Origin of the sequence: Rhodococcus sp. I2R, from assembly GCF_020889545.1 — a bacterium.
In the GTDB taxonomy this organism is placed as follows: Bacteria; Actinomycetota; Actinomycetes; order Mycobacteriales; family Mycobacteriaceae; genus Rhodococcoides.
In genome coordinates this window covers 205,547-223,073 of sequence record NZ_JAHUTG010000002.1, presented here as the reverse complement: position 1 = coordinate 223,073, position 17,527 = coordinate 205,547, and the positions used below count along the sequence as shown (strand labels likewise).

Below are 17,527 nucleotides of genomic sequence, written 5' to 3'. Positions count from 1 at the left end.
AGTTGCTCGCGCTATGGGGTGAGGCGAAGGATCTGGTCGGCGCCGTTTCCGTTGTCCGTCGTGAGCAGGATGGACCCATCGTCGGTGGTGGTCAGCGACCGTAGCCGGCCGTACGCACCGGTCAGCGCTTCCGCCGACTCGACCACCGCTGTGCCCTCGTCGGACAGCTTCAGCAAGAGCAGCTTCTCGGCCTGTTGGCTGGAGAGGACGGCAGCGCCGTTCCAATCCCCCCACTGATCGCCGTCGAGGAACGTCAGTCCTGGTGTGGCGATGGTGGGCGACCCCGAGCTCCACACGGCTTCGATGGCGCCCGGAACACGCTCGGGGTCGGTCATGGGCACGGACTCGTCGTAGATGAGTGGCGTGCGATCCGGCCGCCAGCCGTAGTTGCCACCGGGAACGAGCAGATTCATTTCGTCGTCGCGAGTCGAACCCTGCTCCACCTCGTAGAGGCGATCGGTGCCGGGTGCAAACGCGAGCCCCTGGACGTTGCGGTGACCGAGGGTGAACACTCGACCCGGCGCGTCGGCAGCCGCCGAACCGTCGGCGTTGACATGCAACACCTTGCCGCCCAACGACGCCGGATCCTGCGGTACCGACGGGTTCGCGGTATCTCCTGTTCCGACGAACAGGGTGCCGTCAGGTGCGGCGAGGATGCGGCACCCGCCGTGGCGGCCGCTGCTCGCGACCGGGATGTCGTCGATGACGGTCTGCGTCCGCGTCAACCTCGTCCAGTCCTCGTCCACCGTCCACCGGTAGACGGCGATGCGGTTGCCGCTCTCCCCAGCGCTCCCGGATCCCAGCTCACCGCCGCTAGTGTCCCCGCCCAGCACGCCCTGACAGGTGTACAGGGCACGCGATTGCGCGAAGTCATGCGCCAGTTCGAGTCCCATCAGTCCGGTCTCGCCCTGGGCATACAGGTCGCTCATGTCGGCCTCGACCTCTGCGACGGTGCCATCCGCCTTCTTCACCACGAACCGGCCACTGCGTTCACCGGTCAGGATGGCGCCATCGGGCGCCTGCACCACATCCCACGGCTTGCTGAGGCCTTCGGCCTCGACCGTGACCTCGAAGTCCGGTGGGGGCGCAGTCGGCAGAGCGTCCACCCCGGAAGAACAGGCGATCGTGAGGCACAGGCAGGAGATGAGGACGCCGGTACAGGTCAACAGTCTGTTCACGATCACTCCTGGGTTCGTGGCTACGTGAGGCCATCGCTAGCTGACGGTCGACGCCAGCCGATATCCGGCCTCGGCGACAGCTGCCTCCACCGAGGCCTCATCCAACGCAACAGCGCTACCGACGACGACGCTTCCGGTACCCAAGTCGACCTCCACTTTGTCGACGCCGTCGATCTCCAAGATCTCCTCGGTGACCGAGGCGACGCAGTGCTGGCAGGTCATTCCCTCGACTATGTAGGTCTTGTCCACGATGGAACCCTTCTTGTCCGAGTTGGTCAGGATCGAACGAGTCTCGCAATGGCGTCCGACGCCTCTTTCACCTTCGCATCCGCCTCGGGGCCACCGTGCCTGGCAGCCTCCACGACGCATCCGGCGAGGTGCGCGTCGAGCAACTTGAGCGAGACCGACTGCAGCGCTTTGGTTGCCGCCGAGACTTGAGTGAGGACATCGATGCAGTAGCGATCCTCGGCGACCATGCGCGAGATGCCCGCTACCTGCCCCTCGATACGCCGCAATCGCTTCAGCAGGTCGTCCTGCTCGCTGGTGTAGCTACTCATAGCCACGATCATACCCCTACCCGGTAGGGGAACGCCCTAGCACCGTCAGTCGAACGGCATCGACCGTCAACAGGCTCGCGACGAGCAACAGCGCAGTGGCCACCGCGATCCACGAACCCGAGTACTTGGTGGAGACGAACTCGGGCGGACCGTCGGGCTTCGCCGCGAACACGGTATCGCTGACTCCGGTATTCCAACACACAACCGCCAGCACCAGTAGAACCACAGCGCCGAGCACCTCACCGAGCCGCCTCACGACTTCTCCGCCACGACCTGCTCGAGCGCCTCGCGCAAACCGTCGTCGTCCCTGGCCCACGCCTGCACGAGAGCGCCGCCGACGAGCCGCAGACCGATGGCATACCGTCGCCGCGGGACGCCGGTGAGCTCACCGAGTACGCGCGCGGTCTCCCACCGCTTCGGCTCGTAGTCACCGTCGGAATAGTCCGCCGGGGGCAGCACCTCGGCGATATCGACGATGTCGACACTCTCTGTCCCCTGGCGCAGTTGCGTCGGCGTGAGCTCGACGCTGACGTGCCGCCGCGCTGCGGATACCTGCACGTACGTGAATCCCATCAGCAGCACCGCAAACAGGCTCAGTGCAAACCAGTGCACCACCGGGCCGGTGTACAGCTCGATCACCAACGCCACCAGGCAGAAAATCGGGCCCCACGCAAGAGAGCGCCAGCGTCCGCCGGGTTCGTAGAACAGAGTATTGGGCTCATCCACGAGAGATCCACTCCCGCACCGAAGGTCGATACACCAGCGCGCATGCCACCAGCAGCACGTACGCGGCGGCGACGACGCGCGGTCGGCGCTTCGCCGGGATCGGGGAATTCACTCGTTCATAGTGCCGGGTCGCAAGCAAAGGCAGCGCAGTGGGTTGGAACGGCAATGGGTAGGAACGGCAATGGACCGGTCAGGCGGTGACGACTGCGGGCAGCAGAATGGCAGCAGCGGCAAGCACACCCATGGCAACCACGAGCCCGATCATCAGCAATTCTCGGGTGACGCCGTGTTTGACATGCACAGTCCTGCCCTCGCCGCGATCACGGCGGCCTTTCGGCGGAGTGCCCCGGAATTGTGCGCTCGACTGCATGCGACTCCTCAACGAATCGTCTGTGACGACTGTCACGCTACACGGAGGGCGCAGCGGGCCCAAATGCAGGCGACGCTCACGCCGCACTGAAGCCGAGGACAATGATGAACAGCGCTACCGACACCGCGGCCAGCAAGCCCAGCAGAGCCCACACCGGTCGACCCGCCTCATCCTCGCCTGCGCCAACGGGCCGCGCGACGCGCTGCGGCGGCGTCGTCGTCGAATGTTGTCCGGCCACCGGTCCAGTAGTCATGGTCTCGATCCGTCCACTCGAAGGCCCCCACCAACAGTGATACTAGTCACATGTTACTGGAGTGACGGGTGTGACACGCGCGAATGTGTACGTCTCATCGGAAACGGGTCAGGGAGTGCGTGACGCCACGAAGTACTTGTTCGATTCCTTGCGGTGCATCAAGTAGATGGCCCCGGCAGCCAGGACACCCTGCAAAATCGCCGCCACACCGGCCAAGACCGAGACCGCGCCACCGTCGACACCGAATGCGAACAGCTGAGGCAATGCCATCACCACAGTGACGGTGCCGATCATCGTCAACACCGTCCGCGCCCACATGCGCCCGTGCCGCATCTTCTCCACCCAGTAGACGAACAACGCCGCGAATCCCACCCCGAGGATGAACATCACCACCAGCGCGCCGATCAGGTAGCCTTCCGCCGTCTCCAGCGTCAAGGACAACGACGCATCCTGGGCGCGCACATCATCGATCAGTTGCTGAGCGAAGACCGACCTCGCCCCACTCACCGCGAGCAGCGTCAGCACCAGCGACATCACTCCGAGCCCGGCGACACCCCACCACAGATGACGCGCTGTTTCGACATCGACAGGGGCCGGTCGCGGCGGCGGCGCGTCGAAGGCCGGCTTTCCGAAGGCATGCGCACTGTGCTCGGCTTCCCACCGCTGCCAGTCGGGCTGATGTTCGTTCCCGGGTTGTCCTGGATTGCTCACAGCCAGCCTGCCGCTTCGCTCGCCCAATAAGTCAGAACCACATCTGCGCCCGCACGCCGGATGCTCGTCAGAGATTCGAGTATCGCCGCGTCGCGATCGATCCACCCATTCTGTGCCGCGGCCGTGATCATCGCGTATTCACCCGAAATCTGATACGCCGCAACGGGCACCGACGAGATCTCCGCTATGTCACGCAGGATGTCGAGGTAGGACATTGCCGGCTTGACCATCACCATGTCCGCGCCCTCGGCCAGATCGAGCTCGACCTCGTGCGCCGCCTCGCGCCGGTTGGCGCAATCCTGCTGATACGTGCGCCGATCCCCCTGCAGCGACGAACCGACCGCTTCACGGAACGGGCCGTAGAAGGCCGAGGCGTACTTCGCGGAGTACGCGAGCTGGCCGACCTCGGTGTGGCCGGCCGCATCCAGGCCGTCGCGAATGGCCGCGACCTGGCCGTCCATCATCCCGCTGGGACCGAGCAGGTGTGCGCCGGCCTCGGCCTGCGAGCGCGCCATCTCGACGTACCGCGCAAGGGTGGCATCGTTGTCCACGACACCGGCATCCGTCACGACCCCGCAGTGCCCGTGATCGGTGAACTCATCGAGACACGTATCGGCCATCAGAACGGTCGAATCACCGAGATCGGCCTTCAACCGCCGCAGGCCTCTGTTGAGGATCCCGTCCGGGTCCGAGGCCAAGCTGCCGTCGGCATCCTTGTCCTCCGGGCGCGGTACACCGAACAGCATCAGTCCACCCACGCCCGCGACCACGGCCGCCTCCGCCGCCTTGCTCAGCGAATCGAGAGTGTGCTGAACCACGCCGGGCATGGACGAGATCGCGCGGGGCGAGTCGATACCGTCGGCGACGAACATCGGCAGCACCAAATGGCGGGGTTGCAGCGATGTCTCCGCAACCAGGCGTCGTAGCGCAGGGGTTCGACGAAGTCTGCGCGGGCGGTCTACGGGGAACAACTCAAATGCCTCACTTCGTTCGGCATGTGAGCGGAAATACATAGCCCTCTATGTATTTCCACTCACATGCGCGTCAGCGCCTGCGGGACTTCTTACGCGGCGGAGGCAGAGCACCCTCGGCGCGCAACCGAGCGGCGTGCTCGGCGAGTGCTTCGATGAGCGGGCCCACCTGCGCCGTCTCCGGCTGCACATCCACCCGCAGTCCGAACTCGACAGCAGTCTCAGCGGTCTTGGGACCGATGCACGCGACGAGAGTGCGCGCATGCGGCTTGCCTGCGATCCCGACGAGATTGCGGACAGTCGAGCTCGACGTGAAGCACACCGCGTCGAATCCGCCGGTCTTGATCATCTCGCGGGTCTCGGCAGCGGGCGGTGCGGCACGCACCGTCCGGTAAGCGGTGACGTCGTCGATCTCCCAGCCGCGCTCACGCAGACCCTCGGCCAACGTTTCGGTCGCGATATCCGCGCGCGGCAACAGGACCCGGTTGACCGGATCGAACACCTCGTCGTACGGCGGGAAGTCCTCGAGCAGACCCAGCGAGGACTGATCACCCGACGGCAGCAACTCCGGGTTGATGCCGAACGAGCGCACCTTGGCTGCAGTAGCCTCGCCGACGCAAGCGATCTTGACGCCGGAGAACGCACGCGCGTCCAAGCCGAACTCCTCGAACTTCTCCCACACTGCGCGCACCGCGTTGGTGGAGGTGAAGACGACCCACTGGTAGCGGCCGTCCACCAAGCCCTTCACCGAACGTTCCATCTGCGCCGGACTACGGGGCGGCTCGACGGCGATCGTCGGCACCTCGATGGGAATGGCGCCGTGCGTGACGAGACGGTCGCTCATCTCGCCTGCCTGGTCCTTCGTGCGCGGCACGAGAACGGTCCATCCGTAGAGCGCACGAGATTCCCACCACGACATTTTGTTTCGTCCGGAAACAACCTTGCCGACAGTGACGACAAGTGATCCGACCAGCTCGCTTCCCGCGTCGTTCAGTGTCGCGAGAGTTGCCTCGACGGTGCGCTGCTGACGAGTGGTACCGCGGACGGTGATAGCAGCAGGAGTCTGCGGCGCCAACCCATGCTCGACGAGTGCGCTGGCAGTCTCTGCGAGGTGCCCCGAGGTCGCGTGCAACACCAACGGGCCGGGGGCGGCGGCAAGCGCAGCCCAATCGACCTCGCCGCGCACGTCGGCCTCGGTGTGCCCCGAGCCGAGCGCCATGCCCGCGTAGCTCGGCACCGCCGAGCCCGAAGGCAGACCCGGCAGGACCTCGAACTGCACGTGAGTACGGGCGACGGCGTTGACCTCGGCGATAACGGAATCGGCGGTCAGCGGATCTCCGGAGACGAGCCGTACGACGTCGTGACCGTTCTTGGCTTCGGCGAGGAGCGTCTTGGCCACCTCGGCCGGCTCGCCGAGAGCTGGCCGGACGTCGACTCCGTTCTCCCCGGTCTCCGGGTCGCGAGGCAGGTCGTTGCCGACGAGCGCCACCACACCCTTGTCGACGTCGGGATCGGTGAAGGCCAACTCGGCGGTGCCGAGCACCTCACGCGCCCGAACGGTGAGCAGAGCCGGGTCCCCTGGCCCGGATCCCACGAACAGGATCCGTCCGTTGGCGTTCTTGCGGACTGGGCTCATCGGTTGTTCTCCAGTGCTGTCTTGTGTGGGTAATGCAGTTCGATTTCGGTCGCGGGTCCTCGTTTGGGGATCAACCGCGAGGTAGCGATCTTGCCGCCTTGCACGGGTGGCCGGGAGGCTTTGTGTTTGGCGCGTCCGCGCGTGGGCGCAGTGATCGACCTAGACATGGGTAGCTCTCCCGGTGTTCGCTGAATCGGTAGCTGGTGCGGAAACCGCCGGTTCGGTGATCGCCACGAGGTCGCGAGCACCGAGATCGAGTAGCTCGCGGGCCAGCTCGCGGCCGAGTTCCTCAGCGCCCGAGAGCGGTCCGACGATGGATGCGCGGATCGAGTCGCTGCCGTCGATGGCCGCCACGCATCCGCGCAGCGAGATCTCGTCGAAGATCCGTCCGTCCTCGTCGATCGATTCGACGACATCGGCTACCGCGCCTACGGGGGCCGTGCAACCGGCCTCGAGTTCGGCGAGCAAACCACGTTCGGCGGCGACAGCCGCTCGCGCGTTGGCGTCGTCGAGCGTGCGGACCACGTCGATGAGATCGGTGTCGCCCCTGCGGCATTCGATCGCGAGAGCGCCCTGAGCCGGCGCGGGCAGCATCTGCACTGGGTCGAGCGATTCAGTGACGACGTCGAGCCGATCGATGCGCGCCAGACCTGCGCGGGCCACGACCACGGCGTCGAGTTCACCTGAGGCGACCTTGCCGATGCGAGTGTCGAGGTTGCCGCGCAACGGCAGCACGTCGAGTCCTTGACCGAGCGCGCGCAGCTGGGCTATACGCCGGGGAGCGGAAGTGCCGATTCGCGAGCCTGCAGGCAACTCGCCGAGTACAAGACCGTCTCGCGCAACGAGTGCGTCGCGCGGATCTTCTCGCTCGGGAACAGCGGCGATGACGAACCGCGCGTCGGGAGCCGTCGGAAGGTCCTTGTACGAGTGGACGGCGACGTCGACCTTGCCGTCGGTCAGAGCCTCGCGCAGCGCTGCGGTGAACACTCCGACACCGATGGTCTGCACCGGCGCGGCCGACAGGTCACCTGCGGTCTTGACGATGACGAGCTCGGCTTCGAGCCCGGCCGCGATCAACCCACGGCGAACCGTGTCGGCCTGCGTCGTCGCCAACAGCGACCCGCGTGTCCCGATCCGGACAACCTTCTTACCTGTCTCGCTCACTCCGCCTGTCCTTTCCGGACATCGACTCGGCTTGCAGTGAAGTCGTCCACCAGTTCCATTCCGTTGATTTCGATCGGGCTTGCAACCGCCTCGACTGTGCCGGGGCTGAGCTCGAAGAGCTCGCGCAGCGCAGCCGCGTAGGAGTCGCCACCCGGGGTGGTCGCGAGTTGCTTGACGCGCACTGTGGGCGAATGCAGAAGCTTGTCCACCACGCGGCGGACCGTTCGGGCGACCTCGTCGCGCTGCGGTGAATCGAGCCCGGGCAGCCGAGAATCGAGACGCATCAGCTCGCCCTCGACGACCTCCGCCGCGCGCTGACGCAAGGCGGTGACGGTCGGAGTCACCTCGGCGAGACGCTGGCCGGCGAGGTAGCCGGACAACTCCGCGGACACGATCTCGCGGGCCGCCGATGCATCCGAGGATGCCGCACCCGCGGCCGGATCTCGCTGAAGCGACTCCATGTCGAAGACACTGACACCGGGCAGACCGGCGACAGCGGATTCGACGTCACGGGGCAAACCGAGATCGCAGATTGCGAGCGGCCGACCCATCTCACGCTGCGCGAGCGCGGTGTGAGCATCCGCCAGCGACACGACGGCACCGACAGCGCCCGTGCAGGTGACGAGGACGTCAGCGTCGGACAGGGCCACGGCCAGCTCGTCGAAATCGGTCACCGTCGCATCGACACCCGCCGACATCGCGGTCTCCGCCAGGTGTTGCGCCCGCTCACGAGTGCGGTTGACAACGATCAAGCGGCCGATACCGGCGCGACCGAGGTGCGCGACGGACAGTCCGCCCATCGCACCAGCGCCGAGCACGACCGCAGTTCGGCCACCGAGACTGCCGCCGAACAGGGCAGCCGCACGGTCGAGGGCAACGGACACCACGGATGCGCCAGCGGAGTCGATACCCGTCTCGGAGTGAACACGCTTGCCGACGCGCAGCGCCTGCTGCGCGAGCTCGTGCAGAACGCGCCCCGACGCCTGCCGGGTGTCCGACGCGGCGTAGGCGGCTCGGATCTGCCCGAGGATCTGCTGTTCACCGATCACCATCGAATCGAGACCGCTGGCCACGGCGAACAGATGCTCGACTGCGGCCTCGCTGTAGCGCACGTACGCGTGCTTGGTCAGTTCTGGAACCTGCAGACCCGAATGCTCAGACAGGATCTCGCCGACGGAGGCGAGTGCGCCGTGGAATGCGTCGACCACCGCGTACACCTCGACGCGGTTGCAGGTGGAGACCACCATGACCTCGGAAATGTTGCCGCTGGCCATCAGCTTGTCGGTCAGCTTGGGGCGATCGGTGTCGGTGATCGCGACACGTTCGAGGACAGCGACGGGAGCGCTACGATGCGAAATCCCGACGAGGAGGACACTCACGGTGCAATCACCGATCCGTTTCTGGTCGAACCACCGACGGTCGAACTACCGGCAGTCGAGCTACTGATAGGCGGGCTGATGGTGGTTCCGGCACCAACTCCGGTGCCGGGCATCGACCCCGGCGTCACTCGCGGCCCTCGACTGCGGCCCAACCGAGCGGGTCCGGTTCGCGGTGAGGGTGGTGCGCTCTCGCCACCGGCTGCGCTACGGCCGCTGGCTTCGCTACGGCCGCTGGCTTCGTTGCGCGAGCTGTTGAAAGAGAGAACCTGCATCTCGACGGCTAGGTCCACGCGGCGTACCTCTACCCGATCCGGCACGTCCAGAGTCACCGGGGAAAAGCTGAGGATGCACTCGACCCCGCCCGCAACGAATTCGGCCGCTACGGCTTGTGCGGCTTCGTCCGGGGTGGCGATGACGCCGATCGTCGCTTCCAGTTCGCGGCAGGCGAGCGCGAGTGTGTCGACGTGTTGGACCAAGAGACCGTCGATGTCGAGGCCCACCCGGTCCGGATTGCGGTCGAACAACCCCACCATCGAGAATCCGCGACGCCCGAATCCGCCGTACCGAGCCAGCGCCTCACCGAGGTTGCCGACGCCGACGAGCACTACTTTGTGCCCGCGGTCCAGTCCCAGAGCACTCTCGATCTTCGCGCGCAGACGCATCACGTCGTATCCGACACCACGCACGCCATTGGGTCCGAGGAAAGACAGATCCTTGCGGAGTTTGGCCGAACCGACACCAGCCGCGTTGGCCAGTTCCTCACTGGAGACGATCAGAACTCCGTCGTCGGCGAGTATTCCGAGCACCCGCAGGTAAGTCGCCAAACGCGTCACCGTAGCCTGTGGAATAACTCGTTCGGGGCTGCCGGAGCGGCTGAAATCCGCTGCGCGGGCGATGCCAGGTGACCGTTCGACACCAACCGGCACGGCCGGGCGCTCTTCGGTCACGTTCATGGCTCCTCGTCCGAGCGGCTGCGATGCCGGTCTTCACGCTGATCCGTCGGTTGGTCATATCTGCTTTGGTTCCACCACGGTAACTGCTTGTGAACGAATGAACAAAGTCACTGCACGCGTGCTAGAGGGCCTCTCACCTGCGCAGCGAGAGCAATCACACGTTCTTCGGCCCCCTCCGGGCGGCCAGGTCGACCCGGAGTCGAGCTTCGTCGACCTCCCAATAGCTGTGTTCGCGGCCGTCCACGAGCACCACCGGAACGCGGTCACCGTACTCTGCGCGCAGGTCAGGGGTCGTACGGGCAGCCTCGTCGACATCGACGGACGTCGGTGTCAGGCCGAACTCCGCGCACACCCCCTTCAACCGGTCGAACTCGACGACACATGTATGGCAGCCCGCGCGGGTGAGAAGAACCACGGAGGGTTCGGCAATTTCCATGACCCCACTGTCGCACCCCGGCAGATATGACGAAGGTCACAGGCGGGGTTGCGGTCCAGCCCTCTCCTGGTCGCGAGCAACTTGCCTTCGCGCCACCTGCAAGGGCGGCGAACGTCCAGGGACTAGGGTTGGGCAAGTGCTCGAGCATGGAGGTGCGCGTGATGAGCGACGGGGGTTCCGAGACACCTGTCGTCGGTGAATCCGACGAGTCCGCGAAGACGGTCGATCTGCCGATTTCGGACGTTCCCGACGAGGACATGGTCGACACCGTCGACCCGACCGCAGACAAGCAGCGCAAGCGTCGCCTGCGCAACCCGTTCGGGCCGACCGACGCGCAGGTCCGCGCCAACGTCGCCGGCGAGGCCAGTGCCGACGCCGCCATCGCGCTCCACGCCGAGAGCGGAAACGCGGTTCCGCTCGATCTGACAGCCGCCGCATTCTTCGACGTGGACAACACCATGGTCCAGGGCGCGTCCATCATCCACTTCGCCCGCGGCCTGGCCGCCCGCAAGTACTTCACCAGCGGCGACCTCGCGCAATTCGCATGGCAACAGGTCAAGTTCCGAGTCAGCGGCAAGGAGAGCAGCGAGGACGTCGCCAGCGGTCGCGAGAAAGCACTCTCCTTCATCAAGGGCAGGCCGACCGCGGAGCTCCGATCACTCGGCGAAGAGATCTACGACGAATTGATCGCCGACAAGATCTGGCCCGGCACAGCGGCTTTGGCGCAGATGCATCTCGACGCCGGACAGCAGGTGTGGCTCGTGACGGCGACTCCACTGGAACTGGCACAGATCATCGCCGACCGCCTCGGACTCACCGGAGCCCTCGGTACCGTCGCCGAGAGCAAGGACGGAGTCTTCACCGGACTACTCGTCGGCGATATCCTGCACGGCCTGGGCAAGGCACACGCCGTCCGGACGCTTGCCATCAGGGAAGGTCTCAACCTCAAGCGGTGCACCGCCTACTCGGACAGCCACAACGACGTGCCAATGCTCTCGCTGGTGGGCACGGCCGTGGCCGTCAACCCCGACGCGGATCTGCGTGAACTCGCCAAGAACCGCGGCTGGGAAATCCGCGACTTCCGCACCGGCCGAAAGGCAGCCAAGATCGGCGTACCGACGGCATTGGCTCTCGGGGCAGTCGGCGGCGGGCTCGCAGCTGTATTGGGTCGGCGCCGGGCTTCCTGACCACCGGAGCTTCTCGCGAGTCAGAGGGTGCGCTGCATCAGCGTCAGGTCGAGCCAGCGGCCGAATTTGATACCCACCTCGGGCATCTGACCGACGGTGACGAATCCGAGTTTCTCGTGCAGCGCAATGGACGTGGTGTTGCGCGATTCGATGACACCGACGAGCGCGTGGATGCCCGCAGACCTCGCACGCTCGATCAACTCCGTCAGCAACGCGCTGGCGATGCCACGTCGGTGAAATCCCGGGGCGACATACACCGAATGCTCGACGGTGAGCCGGTAGCCGCTTTTCGGACGCCACTGCGCGTACGAGGCATATCCCGCGACGTGGCCGTCGACCACTGCCGTCAACACAGGATGACCGGAACGTAGGCGTCCGTTCAGCCACTCCATCCGTTCGTCGAGGCCGACCTCGGTCTCGTCCCAGATCGCCGTCGTGTTCCTGATGGCGTCGTTGTGGATGTCGAGGATCGCAGGCAGGTCCTCGGTGACGGTGTCTCGAATCAGCACCGTCGCCAGGTTACCTCTCAGCCGAGGAAGACGTTGCGGCGCTTGGCCAACAGTCGGTACAGGGTGTGCTGGATGGTTTCGCGCACATGGTCGGTGAGCTCGAACAGCACCATCGGGTCCTCGGATGCCTGCGCATCGTAGGAGTCGGTATGGATGGGTTTGCCGAACTCGATGTACCACTTCGACGGGAGCGGGATCAGTCCGAGCGGACCGAGGTGCGGGAAGAACGGTGTCACCGGGAAGTAGGGCATCCCCATCAATCTGGCGAGCGGAGTGATGTCGCCGATCTTCGGGTAGATCTCCTCGGAGCCGACGATGGAACACGGAATGATGGGCGCGCCGGTCTTCAAGGCCGCGGACACGAAGCCGCCACGGCCGAACCGCTGCAGCTTGTATCTCTCACTGAACGGTTTACCGATCCCCTTGAACCCCTCCGGGAATACCGCAGCGAGTTCGCCCATCCGAAGCAGACGCTCGGCATCAGGGTTGCAGGCCAGCGTGTGCCCGGCTTTGCGCGCGATGGTACCGACGCCGGGCATCTCGAATGCCATGTCGGCGGCCAACATTCGAAGTGGACGATTCGCCGGATGGTGATCGCGGACAGCAACGGACGTCATCAGTGCGTCGACGGGTATCACTCCCGCATGATTGGCGACGACGAGTGCGCCGCCGTCGTTCGGGATGTTCTCGACACCTTTGACTTCGACCCTGAACCACGTGTCGAACAGCGGGCGAAGCAGCGGCAGCCACACCGCATCGGCGAAGTGCGGGTCGTAGCCGAACTCGTCGACGGTGTAGTCGCCGGCAAGTCTGCGTCGGAGAAACTCCGCCGTGCCGGCGATCTGCTCGACGATCTTGGCCTTCACCGCATCGACCTGAGAGGGATCTGCCGATGCAGGCGACGCAGTGATGTCCGACGCCGTCCCCGTCGGCGGGATCAGCTGCGTCGGCTCCGCGAACGAGGACGGATGCCTACTTCGGCTCGCGTCCGCGTTGCTCCGGTCGTCACCGTTCTGGTGGGAACGCTTCTGGTCGGAACGCTTGTGGTCGGCAGCCTTGCGGTCGGGACGGGGGCGACCGGAACCGGTGCCGTGCAATGGAATCACCTTCGCCACCTCGTTCACCTCTTCCGTCCTGATGTCGCAGCGGATGCGAGTCCTGCGGTCGCGTCGACAGCCGAGAGCATGCGGCTCTCCACCGAGTCGATCCACTCGGTGCGCAGCACCGGGCGAAGCGCAGCTCCGCGCACGAAGTCGTCGAAGGCCTGAACGGTGGTCCATCGGGGTTCGAACCCGAGATCCGATCTCATACGAGTGGTGTCCAGGCCGCAGCCGAAGTGGAAGTAGTCCAACTGTTCGGTGGTGAACTCGCGCATCATCCCGCCCATCAAGGCTCTGCCGACGCTCTTGAACAGGGCGAACGGGACCGGTACTTCGATACGTCCTGCTCTGCGGATGGCCTGGGACAGCATGATGGTGCCGTCGGCGCCGACGTTGAACGTGCCCGCGGGCCCGCTGACGGTTGCCCGCTCGAGCGCGGCGAGCGCATCCTCCTCGTGCAGCAACTGCATGCGGGCGTCGCGGCCCACGATGCTGGGGATCAACGGAGACGTCATATAGCGAGAAATCGTCCCGTTGAGCCGCGGCCCGATCAGGGGCGCCATGCGCAGAATCGAGACAGCGATGTCCGGTCGACGACGTCCCATGCCGCGGATATAGCCCTCGATGTCGATGGTGTCGCGTGCGAAAGCTCCCGACGGTGGGCGTCGGGCACTCATTTCCTCGGTGAACTTGGCCGGATCCTTGGCGCTGCATCCGTACACCGACGACGAGGACCGCAGGACCACCTTGCGCACCGTGGGCGCCTTCTGGCACACCGCGAACAGCTGCATCGCACCGATGACGTTGAGATCCTTCATCGTGGCGCGGCCACCGGACCTCGGCGGTTTGGTGATGGTGGCAGCGTGCACGACCGTGTCGACGCCTGCATTTCTGATGACCTTGCCGATCAGGGGATTGCGGATGTCTGCACGAACGAATTCTGCTCGGCCCATGCGGCGCAGGAGATCCTTGCTCGGTGAAACGGAGTCCACAGCGATGACCCGTTCGATGGCCGGGTTCTGAGCCAACCGGGTAACGAGGTAGCCGCCCAAAAAGCGGCTGGCTCCCGTCACCAGGACGACTTGAGGCACCGCCACGCCCCGCTCGTTCGAGTTCACTCACACCCCCGTAGATGGCCGCAAACTGCAGCTTACTGGAATACCACCGAGATGCGAGCGGACTCGAAAAGGCACTCTGTGCAGGAAGGATATGTGCGTATACAAGACCACAGATACATCTGGTCGCAGAGACACGAAAAGTCCGTCACCACCAAGGGTGACGGACTTTTCGAAATGGCACGGTGGCCGAAACGGCCCTACCGGCCGAGTAGCTCTATTTGCCGAGTTTCCTGCGCTGGACCCTCGTGCGACGAAGCAGCTTGCGGTGCTTCTTCTTCGACATGCGCTTGCGACGCTTCTTGATCACTGAACCCATAGCGGGTGTTCCTCACGTTCTTCTCTAGCGTTTTCGCGCACGCGAAGTTGCGTACGCCTACCTGGCAGCCTCGCACTTCGCTCGACTCGAACGCCGACGACGACGAGGTTCGAGCACGCCTGATGTTCGGCACGACGAAGTACCACCCTACCGGGGCGGACAGCGATCCACGAAACCGGCTCGACTTCGCTCGTCGTTATCTGTGCGCTACTCAGCCCGCGTCGAAGTACGAGGTCTCGAGGTAGTCGTGCACAGCCTTGGCGTGTACACGAAACGATCGACCCACTCGTACCGCGGGCAATTCTCCGCTGTGCACCAGGCGGTACACAGTCATCTTGGACACCCTCATCAGCGATGCCACTTCGGCCACTGTGAGGAATTGCGTTCCAGCTATCGCTGGCTGACCGTCCGGGGACGAACCCTTGGACGACTTGTTTGCAGGCGCCATCAATCCACTTACCTCCGGCACGTCTCGCGCGGCAGGCTTCCCCTCCTGCCGAACAGACACGCACGTGCTACCTATGAGCTTAGCGGGACCAATGGGGTTACTGCGACGGGTGTAGGCAATTGAATTTTTATTCTGCTGTGACGCCCATCTCAGTAGACCGGGCCTTCGCGGCATCCAAAGCATCGAAAAACGCTGTTCGGAGCCCGTTTTGTTCCAGTTTTCGGACCGCAGCGGCGGTGGTCCCACCCGGGGACGTCACGGCATACCGAAGCTCGGTCGGAGTCTCATCGGAGCGATCCATCATCACGCCGGAGCCGATCATCGTCTGCACGACGAGCGCCGAGGCGATATCGCGCCTGAGCCCGAGCGCAACACCGGCGTCGATCATGGCCTCCGCGACGAGGAAGAAATAGGCCGGTCCTGAACCCGAGACCGCGGTAACCGCGTCGAGCTGATGCTCCTTCACCGTCACCACCTTGCCGACCGAGGACAGAATCGTCCGCACGAGTTCGATGTGTTCGGCCTTGGCGTACTTCCCGGGCGCAAGAACGCTGACGCCCTCGCCCACGAGCATCGGGGTGTTCGGCATGACCCGGACCACGGGGAAGCCCGCGGGCAGCTTCGGCTCGAACTTCGATGTCGGAACACCCGCGGCGAGGGACACGATCAGCTGCTCCTGCTCTCCGTCCAGGTCGATCTTGGCAATTTCGGTGACGACGGAATCGACGTCGCTGGGCTTGACTGCCACGACGATGACATCGGCGTTCTCTGCTGCATCCGCGATGCTCGCCGTCAGAATTCCGAAGGTCGACGCCAACTCGGCGGCGCGCGACTGGTACTTCTCGGCCACCACCAGGTCGCGCACGGCATGTCCCGATTCGAGCAGTCCGGCGATGAGCGCCTCGCCGATTCGTCCGCCTCCGATTACAGCAATTCTCGTCATGCGCCCAAGCCTAGATGTGGCTCCGGCTGGCGCTACCTCGGCACCATCGCCAGCTGTCGACTCTGCACGACGACCGCACCGGTCGAGTCGAGAACAAGATGGTCCTCCTCGAACCAGGTGTCGCCGATGAGCGTGCTGCTGGCCGCGACACGAAGCCAGCCGGGAGCAGGCAGCTTGCGTAGATAGGTCGTCAGCTGCACCGTCGGCGCCCACCCGAACATCCCGCGGTTCATCGTTACCGGCGCCGAGATGTCGCCGGTCATCAGCGCGAAGTACACGGCGGTATCCGGATCGGCGGAATCCCCGGCGTACGGGCGCACCCACATCCGCACCTCGAGTTCGCCGTGGCGGCCCGACAGGAAGTGCGCGGACGATGGATCGATTCTCATGTCGCAGCCCTGGGAGACGTGCACAACCGACGCCATCGGATGGTCGCCGCCGATCACGTGGGCGTCGGCGGGCGGTTCCGCGGGCATGGATGCAAGCGAGGAGGCAACCTCGTGCCGCGGGGTCTCGACATCCGGCCGTCCGAGTGTGACCACGGCCCGGACTGCGACGCGCTCCCCCTGGGTCATTTCGACATCGACGTGCGAGACCCGCTTGCCCCGCTTGCGGACGATGGCGGTCAGCGCCACCTCACCTGGGTCGGGCGCATTGAGGTACGTGACGCTGACTGCGAGAGGCTGTACTGCGGCGTCTGATGCAGCGTCGTCGGCGCCTTCACCGAGTTGTGCTTTCGCGGCTGCAGCGCAGACGGCGAGCATGGTCCCACCGTGCACCTTGGATCCGATGGTCCAGGTGGAGCCGATGACGGCTGAATAGGAGCCTTCCAGCTCGGTTCGCTCGACCGTCTGCACTGTCGTGGCGGCGCGGAAGGGGCTGGTCATTGCTCGTGCCTTTCGTCGACCTCGTCATGAGGGTGGTCGTGGGGGTGATTGGAAGGAGATGCGATGTCCTGGTGGGCCAGGCGTCGCAACGCGGTGATGATCGGCTCGTAGATGGCCGTGCCGAGGACGGCGTACGGGACGGCGTCCTCGACGCTCGCAGGCATCAGCGCGAGGTCGTACTCGGCGATACCGCGGATGTGTCGCCCGTACACCTCGAGCCGCTCGTCCGTCATGGGGATACCCACATCCTCTGCCGCCCGGAGAGCTCGCTCGAGTTGTGCCACCGCGACGAACCGCGGGTCGAACACCTGACCGAGCTTGTCGAGCGCCGCTTCTGCCCGCGGGAACTCCGCCGACGTCGCCTCGTCGAGGTAGGGCGGCAGCGCTGCGATGGCGCGGCCCAGAGACTCGAACAGCGAGCATTCGGGGTGCTCGATCAGCGCGAGCACGGTTCGAATGCGGTCGATCGGCAGACCGGCTCCTGCGAGTGCCTTGATCAGCGCCAGTCGTTCGAGGTGCGCGTCGCCGTAGCTCGCCTGCGTCGCGCTGGTGGCTACGCCGGGCATGAGCAGACCCTCGCGTAGGTAGTACTTGACGGTCGCGAGAGGAACGCCGGATTCGGCAACGAGCTCGGATACGCGCATGCAAGCCCCCTGACGGCCAAATTGGATAGCGAAGGTATCCG

At 65.2% G+C, this 17,527-nt stretch carries 24 protein-coding genes; 1 reads left to right on the top strand and 23 read right to left on the bottom strand.

Translation table 11 applies throughout. From position 1 onward, the window contains the following. Positions 1-11: 11 nt before the first annotated feature. From KVY23_RS02765 to KVY23_RS02695, 15 genes are all read right to left on the bottom strand, one after another. Positions 12-1,178 (bottom strand): sorbosone dehydrogenase family protein, encoded by a 1,167-nt coding sequence (locus KVY23_RS02765; RefSeq protein ID WP_230555212.1) that lies wholly within the window; start codon positions 1,176-1,178, stop codon positions 12-14. A 36-nt stretch (positions 1,179-1,214) separates the two neighbouring features. Next, the gene (locus KVY23_RS02760; RefSeq protein WP_294636410.1) at positions 1,215-1,427 is read right to left on the bottom strand and encodes a heavy-metal-associated domain-containing protein; all 213 of its coding nucleotides are present in this window, start codon (positions 1,425-1,427) and stop codon (positions 1,215-1,217) included. 26 nt (positions 1,428-1,453) lie between these two features. Further along, entirely contained in the window at positions 1,454-1,735 is a 282-nt protein-coding gene (locus KVY23_RS02755) for a metal-sensitive transcriptional regulator (RefSeq protein ID WP_075839222.1), read from the bottom strand. Positions 1,736-1,751: 16 nt separating this feature from the next. Beyond that, positions 1,752-1,991, bottom strand: coding sequence for a hypothetical protein (locus tag KVY23_RS02750; protein WP_230555211.1), 240 nt, complete (start codon positions 1,989-1,991; stop codon positions 1,752-1,754). Beyond that, a complete protein-coding gene (locus KVY23_RS02745) occupies positions 1,988-2,461 on the bottom strand; it encodes a hypothetical protein (RefSeq protein ID WP_230555210.1) in 474 nt (157 codons plus the stop codon). Before KVY23_RS02745 ends, KVY23_RS02750 begins: the two co-directional genes overlap by 4 nt. A 190-nt stretch (positions 2,462-2,651) precedes the next feature. Beyond that, positions 2,652-2,831, bottom strand: a complete 180-nt coding sequence (locus KVY23_RS02740; protein ID WP_230555209.1) for a hypothetical protein — start codon at positions 2,829-2,831, stop codon at positions 2,652-2,654. Between the two features lie 76 nt (positions 2,832-2,907). Continuing rightward, on the bottom strand, positions 2,908-3,084 hold the full coding sequence (locus KVY23_RS02735) for a hypothetical protein (RefSeq protein WP_230555208.1): 177 nt from the start codon (positions 3,082-3,084) through the stop codon (positions 2,908-2,910). A gap of 108 nt (positions 3,085-3,192) precedes the next feature. After that, positions 3,193-3,795 (bottom strand): hypothetical protein, encoded by a 603-nt coding sequence (locus KVY23_RS02730; RefSeq protein ID WP_230555207.1) that lies wholly within the window; start codon positions 3,793-3,795, stop codon positions 3,193-3,195. Next, positions 3,792-4,766 (bottom strand): porphobilinogen synthase, encoded by a 975-nt coding sequence (gene hemB, locus KVY23_RS02725; protein ID WP_230555206.1) that lies wholly within the window; start codon positions 4,764-4,766, stop codon positions 3,792-3,794. The genes KVY23_RS02730 and hemB overlap by 4 nt, the downstream gene beginning before the upstream one ends. A gap of 73 nt (positions 4,767-4,839) precedes the next feature. Next, on the bottom strand, positions 4,840-6,402 hold the full coding sequence (locus KVY23_RS02720) for a bifunctional uroporphyrinogen-III C-methyltransferase/uroporphyrinogen-III synthase (protein WP_206509324.1): 1,563 nt from the start codon (positions 6,400-6,402) through the stop codon (positions 4,840-4,842). Continuing rightward, positions 6,399-6,569, bottom strand: a complete 171-nt coding sequence (locus KVY23_RS02715) for a hypothetical protein (RefSeq protein WP_230555205.1) — start codon at positions 6,567-6,569, stop codon at positions 6,399-6,401. Before KVY23_RS02715 ends, KVY23_RS02720 begins: the two co-directional genes overlap by 4 nt. Continuing rightward, positions 6,562-7,566, bottom strand: a complete 1,005-nt coding sequence (hemC, locus tag KVY23_RS02710) for a hydroxymethylbilane synthase (RefSeq protein ID WP_230555204.1) — start codon at positions 7,564-7,566, stop codon at positions 6,562-6,564. Before hemC ends, KVY23_RS02715 begins: the two co-directional genes overlap by 8 nt. Next, positions 7,563-8,945, bottom strand: coding sequence for a glutamyl-tRNA reductase (locus KVY23_RS02705; RefSeq protein ID WP_230555203.1), 1,383 nt, complete (start codon positions 8,943-8,945; stop codon positions 7,563-7,565). Before KVY23_RS02705 ends, hemC begins: the two co-directional genes overlap by 4 nt. Continuing rightward, entirely contained in the window at positions 8,942-9,898 is a 957-nt protein-coding gene (locus KVY23_RS02700) for a redox-sensing transcriptional repressor Rex (protein WP_230555202.1), read from the bottom strand. Before KVY23_RS02700 ends, KVY23_RS02705 begins: the two co-directional genes overlap by 4 nt. Before the next feature lie 154 nt (positions 9,899-10,052). After that, a complete protein-coding gene (locus KVY23_RS02695; protein WP_230555201.1) occupies positions 10,053-10,334 on the bottom strand; it encodes a glutaredoxin family protein in 282 nt (93 codons plus the stop codon). A gap of 257 nt (positions 10,335-10,591) precedes the next feature. Between KVY23_RS02695 and KVY23_RS02690 the strand changes: the two genes are divergently transcribed. Next, a complete protein-coding gene (locus KVY23_RS02690; RefSeq protein WP_230555278.1) occupies positions 10,592-11,521 on the top strand; it encodes an HAD family phosphatase in 930 nt (309 codons plus the stop codon). Between the two features lie 20 nt (positions 11,522-11,541). Here the strand turns inward: KVY23_RS02690 and KVY23_RS02685 are convergent, their stop codons facing one another. The 8 genes from KVY23_RS02685 to KVY23_RS02650 form a co-directional block, all read right to left on the bottom strand. Then, complete coding sequence (locus KVY23_RS02685; protein ID WP_230555200.1) at positions 11,542-12,030, bottom strand: GNAT family N-acetyltransferase; 489 nt, start codon at positions 12,028-12,030, stop codon at positions 11,542-11,544. 17 nt (positions 12,031-12,047) lie between these two features. Continuing rightward, positions 12,048-13,154 carry a lysophospholipid acyltransferase family protein gene (locus tag KVY23_RS02680; protein ID WP_230555199.1) on the bottom strand — a complete coding sequence of 369 codons (1,107 nt, stop codon included), beginning with the start codon at positions 13,152-13,154 and terminating at the stop codon, positions 12,048-12,050. Further along, positions 13,151-14,221: an NAD-dependent epimerase/dehydratase family protein gene (locus KVY23_RS02675; protein ID WP_230555277.1), complete on the bottom strand. Its 1,071-nt coding sequence runs from the start codon at positions 14,219-14,221 to the stop codon at positions 13,151-13,153. The genes KVY23_RS02680 and KVY23_RS02675 overlap by 4 nt, the downstream gene beginning before the upstream one ends. Positions 14,222-14,462: 241 nt before the next feature. After that, positions 14,463-14,564 carry a 30S ribosomal protein bS22 gene (locus KVY23_RS02670; protein ID WP_003402602.1) on the bottom strand — a complete coding sequence of 34 codons (102 nt, stop codon included), beginning with the start codon at positions 14,562-14,564 and terminating at the stop codon, positions 14,463-14,465. A gap of 211 nt (positions 14,565-14,775) precedes the next feature. After that, positions 14,776-15,012 (bottom strand): helix-turn-helix domain-containing protein, encoded by a 237-nt coding sequence (locus tag KVY23_RS02665; protein WP_075839221.1) that lies wholly within the window; start codon positions 15,010-15,012, stop codon positions 14,776-14,778. 127 nt (positions 15,013-15,139) lie between these two features. Beyond that, positions 15,140-15,955: a pyrroline-5-carboxylate reductase gene (gene proC / locus KVY23_RS02660; protein ID WP_206509317.1), complete on the bottom strand. Its 816-nt coding sequence runs from the start codon at positions 15,953-15,955 to the stop codon at positions 15,140-15,142. A 32-nt stretch (positions 15,956-15,987) separates the two neighbouring features. Next, positions 15,988-16,842: a thioesterase family protein gene (locus KVY23_RS02655; protein WP_230555198.1), complete on the bottom strand. Its 855-nt coding sequence runs from the start codon at positions 16,840-16,842 to the stop codon at positions 15,988-15,990. Further along, entirely contained in the window at positions 16,839-17,486 is a 648-nt protein-coding gene (locus KVY23_RS02650) for a MerR family transcriptional regulator (RefSeq protein WP_075839188.1), read from the bottom strand. The genes KVY23_RS02655 and KVY23_RS02650 overlap by 4 nt, the downstream gene beginning before the upstream one ends. Between the last annotated feature and the right edge of the window lie 41 nt (positions 17,487-17,527).

Bases quoted from the DNA above. Each gene is read 5' to 3' on its own strand.
- KVY23_RS02755 (WP_075839222.1), bottom strand. From the start codon at position 1,735: ATGAGTAGCTACACCAGCGAGCAGGACGACCTGCTGAAGCGATTGCGG.
- KVY23_RS02740 (WP_230555209.1), bottom strand. From the start codon at position 2,831: ATGCAGTCGAGCGCACAATTCCGGGGCACTCCGCCGAAAGGCCGCCGT.
- KVY23_RS02735 (WP_230555208.1), bottom strand. From the start codon at position 3,084: ATGACTACTGGACCGGTGGCCGGACAACATTCGACGACGACGCCGCCG.
- KVY23_RS02720 (WP_206509324.1), bottom strand. From the start codon at position 6,402: ATGAGCCCAGTCCGCAAGAACGCCAACGGACGGATCCTGTTCGTGGGA.
- KVY23_RS02715 (WP_230555205.1), bottom strand. From the start codon at position 6,569: ATGTCTAGGTCGATCACTGCGCCCACGCGCGGACGCGCCAAACACAAA.
- KVY23_RS02700 (WP_230555202.1), bottom strand. From the start codon at position 9,898: ATGAACGTGACCGAAGAGCGCCCGGCCGTGCCGGTTGGTGTCGAACGG.
- KVY23_RS02695 (WP_230555201.1), bottom strand. From the start codon at position 10,334: ATGGAAATTGCCGAACCCTCCGTGGTTCTTCTCACCCGCGCGGGCTGC.
- KVY23_RS02690 (WP_230555278.1), top strand. From the start codon at position 10,592: ATGGTCGACACCGTCGACCCGACCGCAGACAAGCAGCGCAAGCGTCGC.
- KVY23_RS02670 (WP_003402602.1), bottom strand. From the start codon at position 14,564: ATGGGTTCAGTGATCAAGAAGCGTCGCAAGCGCATGTCGAAGAAGAAG.
- KVY23_RS02665 (WP_075839221.1), bottom strand. From the start codon at position 15,012: ATGGCGCCTGCAAACAAGTCGTCCAAGGGTTCGTCCCCGGACGGTCAG.
- proC (WP_206509317.1), bottom strand. From the start codon at position 15,955: ATGACGAGAATTGCTGTAATCGGAGGCGGACGAATCGGCGAGGCGCTC.
- KVY23_RS02655 (WP_230555198.1), bottom strand. From the start codon at position 16,842: ATGACCAGCCCCTTCCGCGCCGCCACGACAGTGCAGACGGTCGAGCGA.
- KVY23_RS02650 (WP_075839188.1), bottom strand. From the start codon at position 17,486: ATGCGCGTATCCGAGCTCGTTGCCGAATCCGGCGTTCCTCTCGCGACC.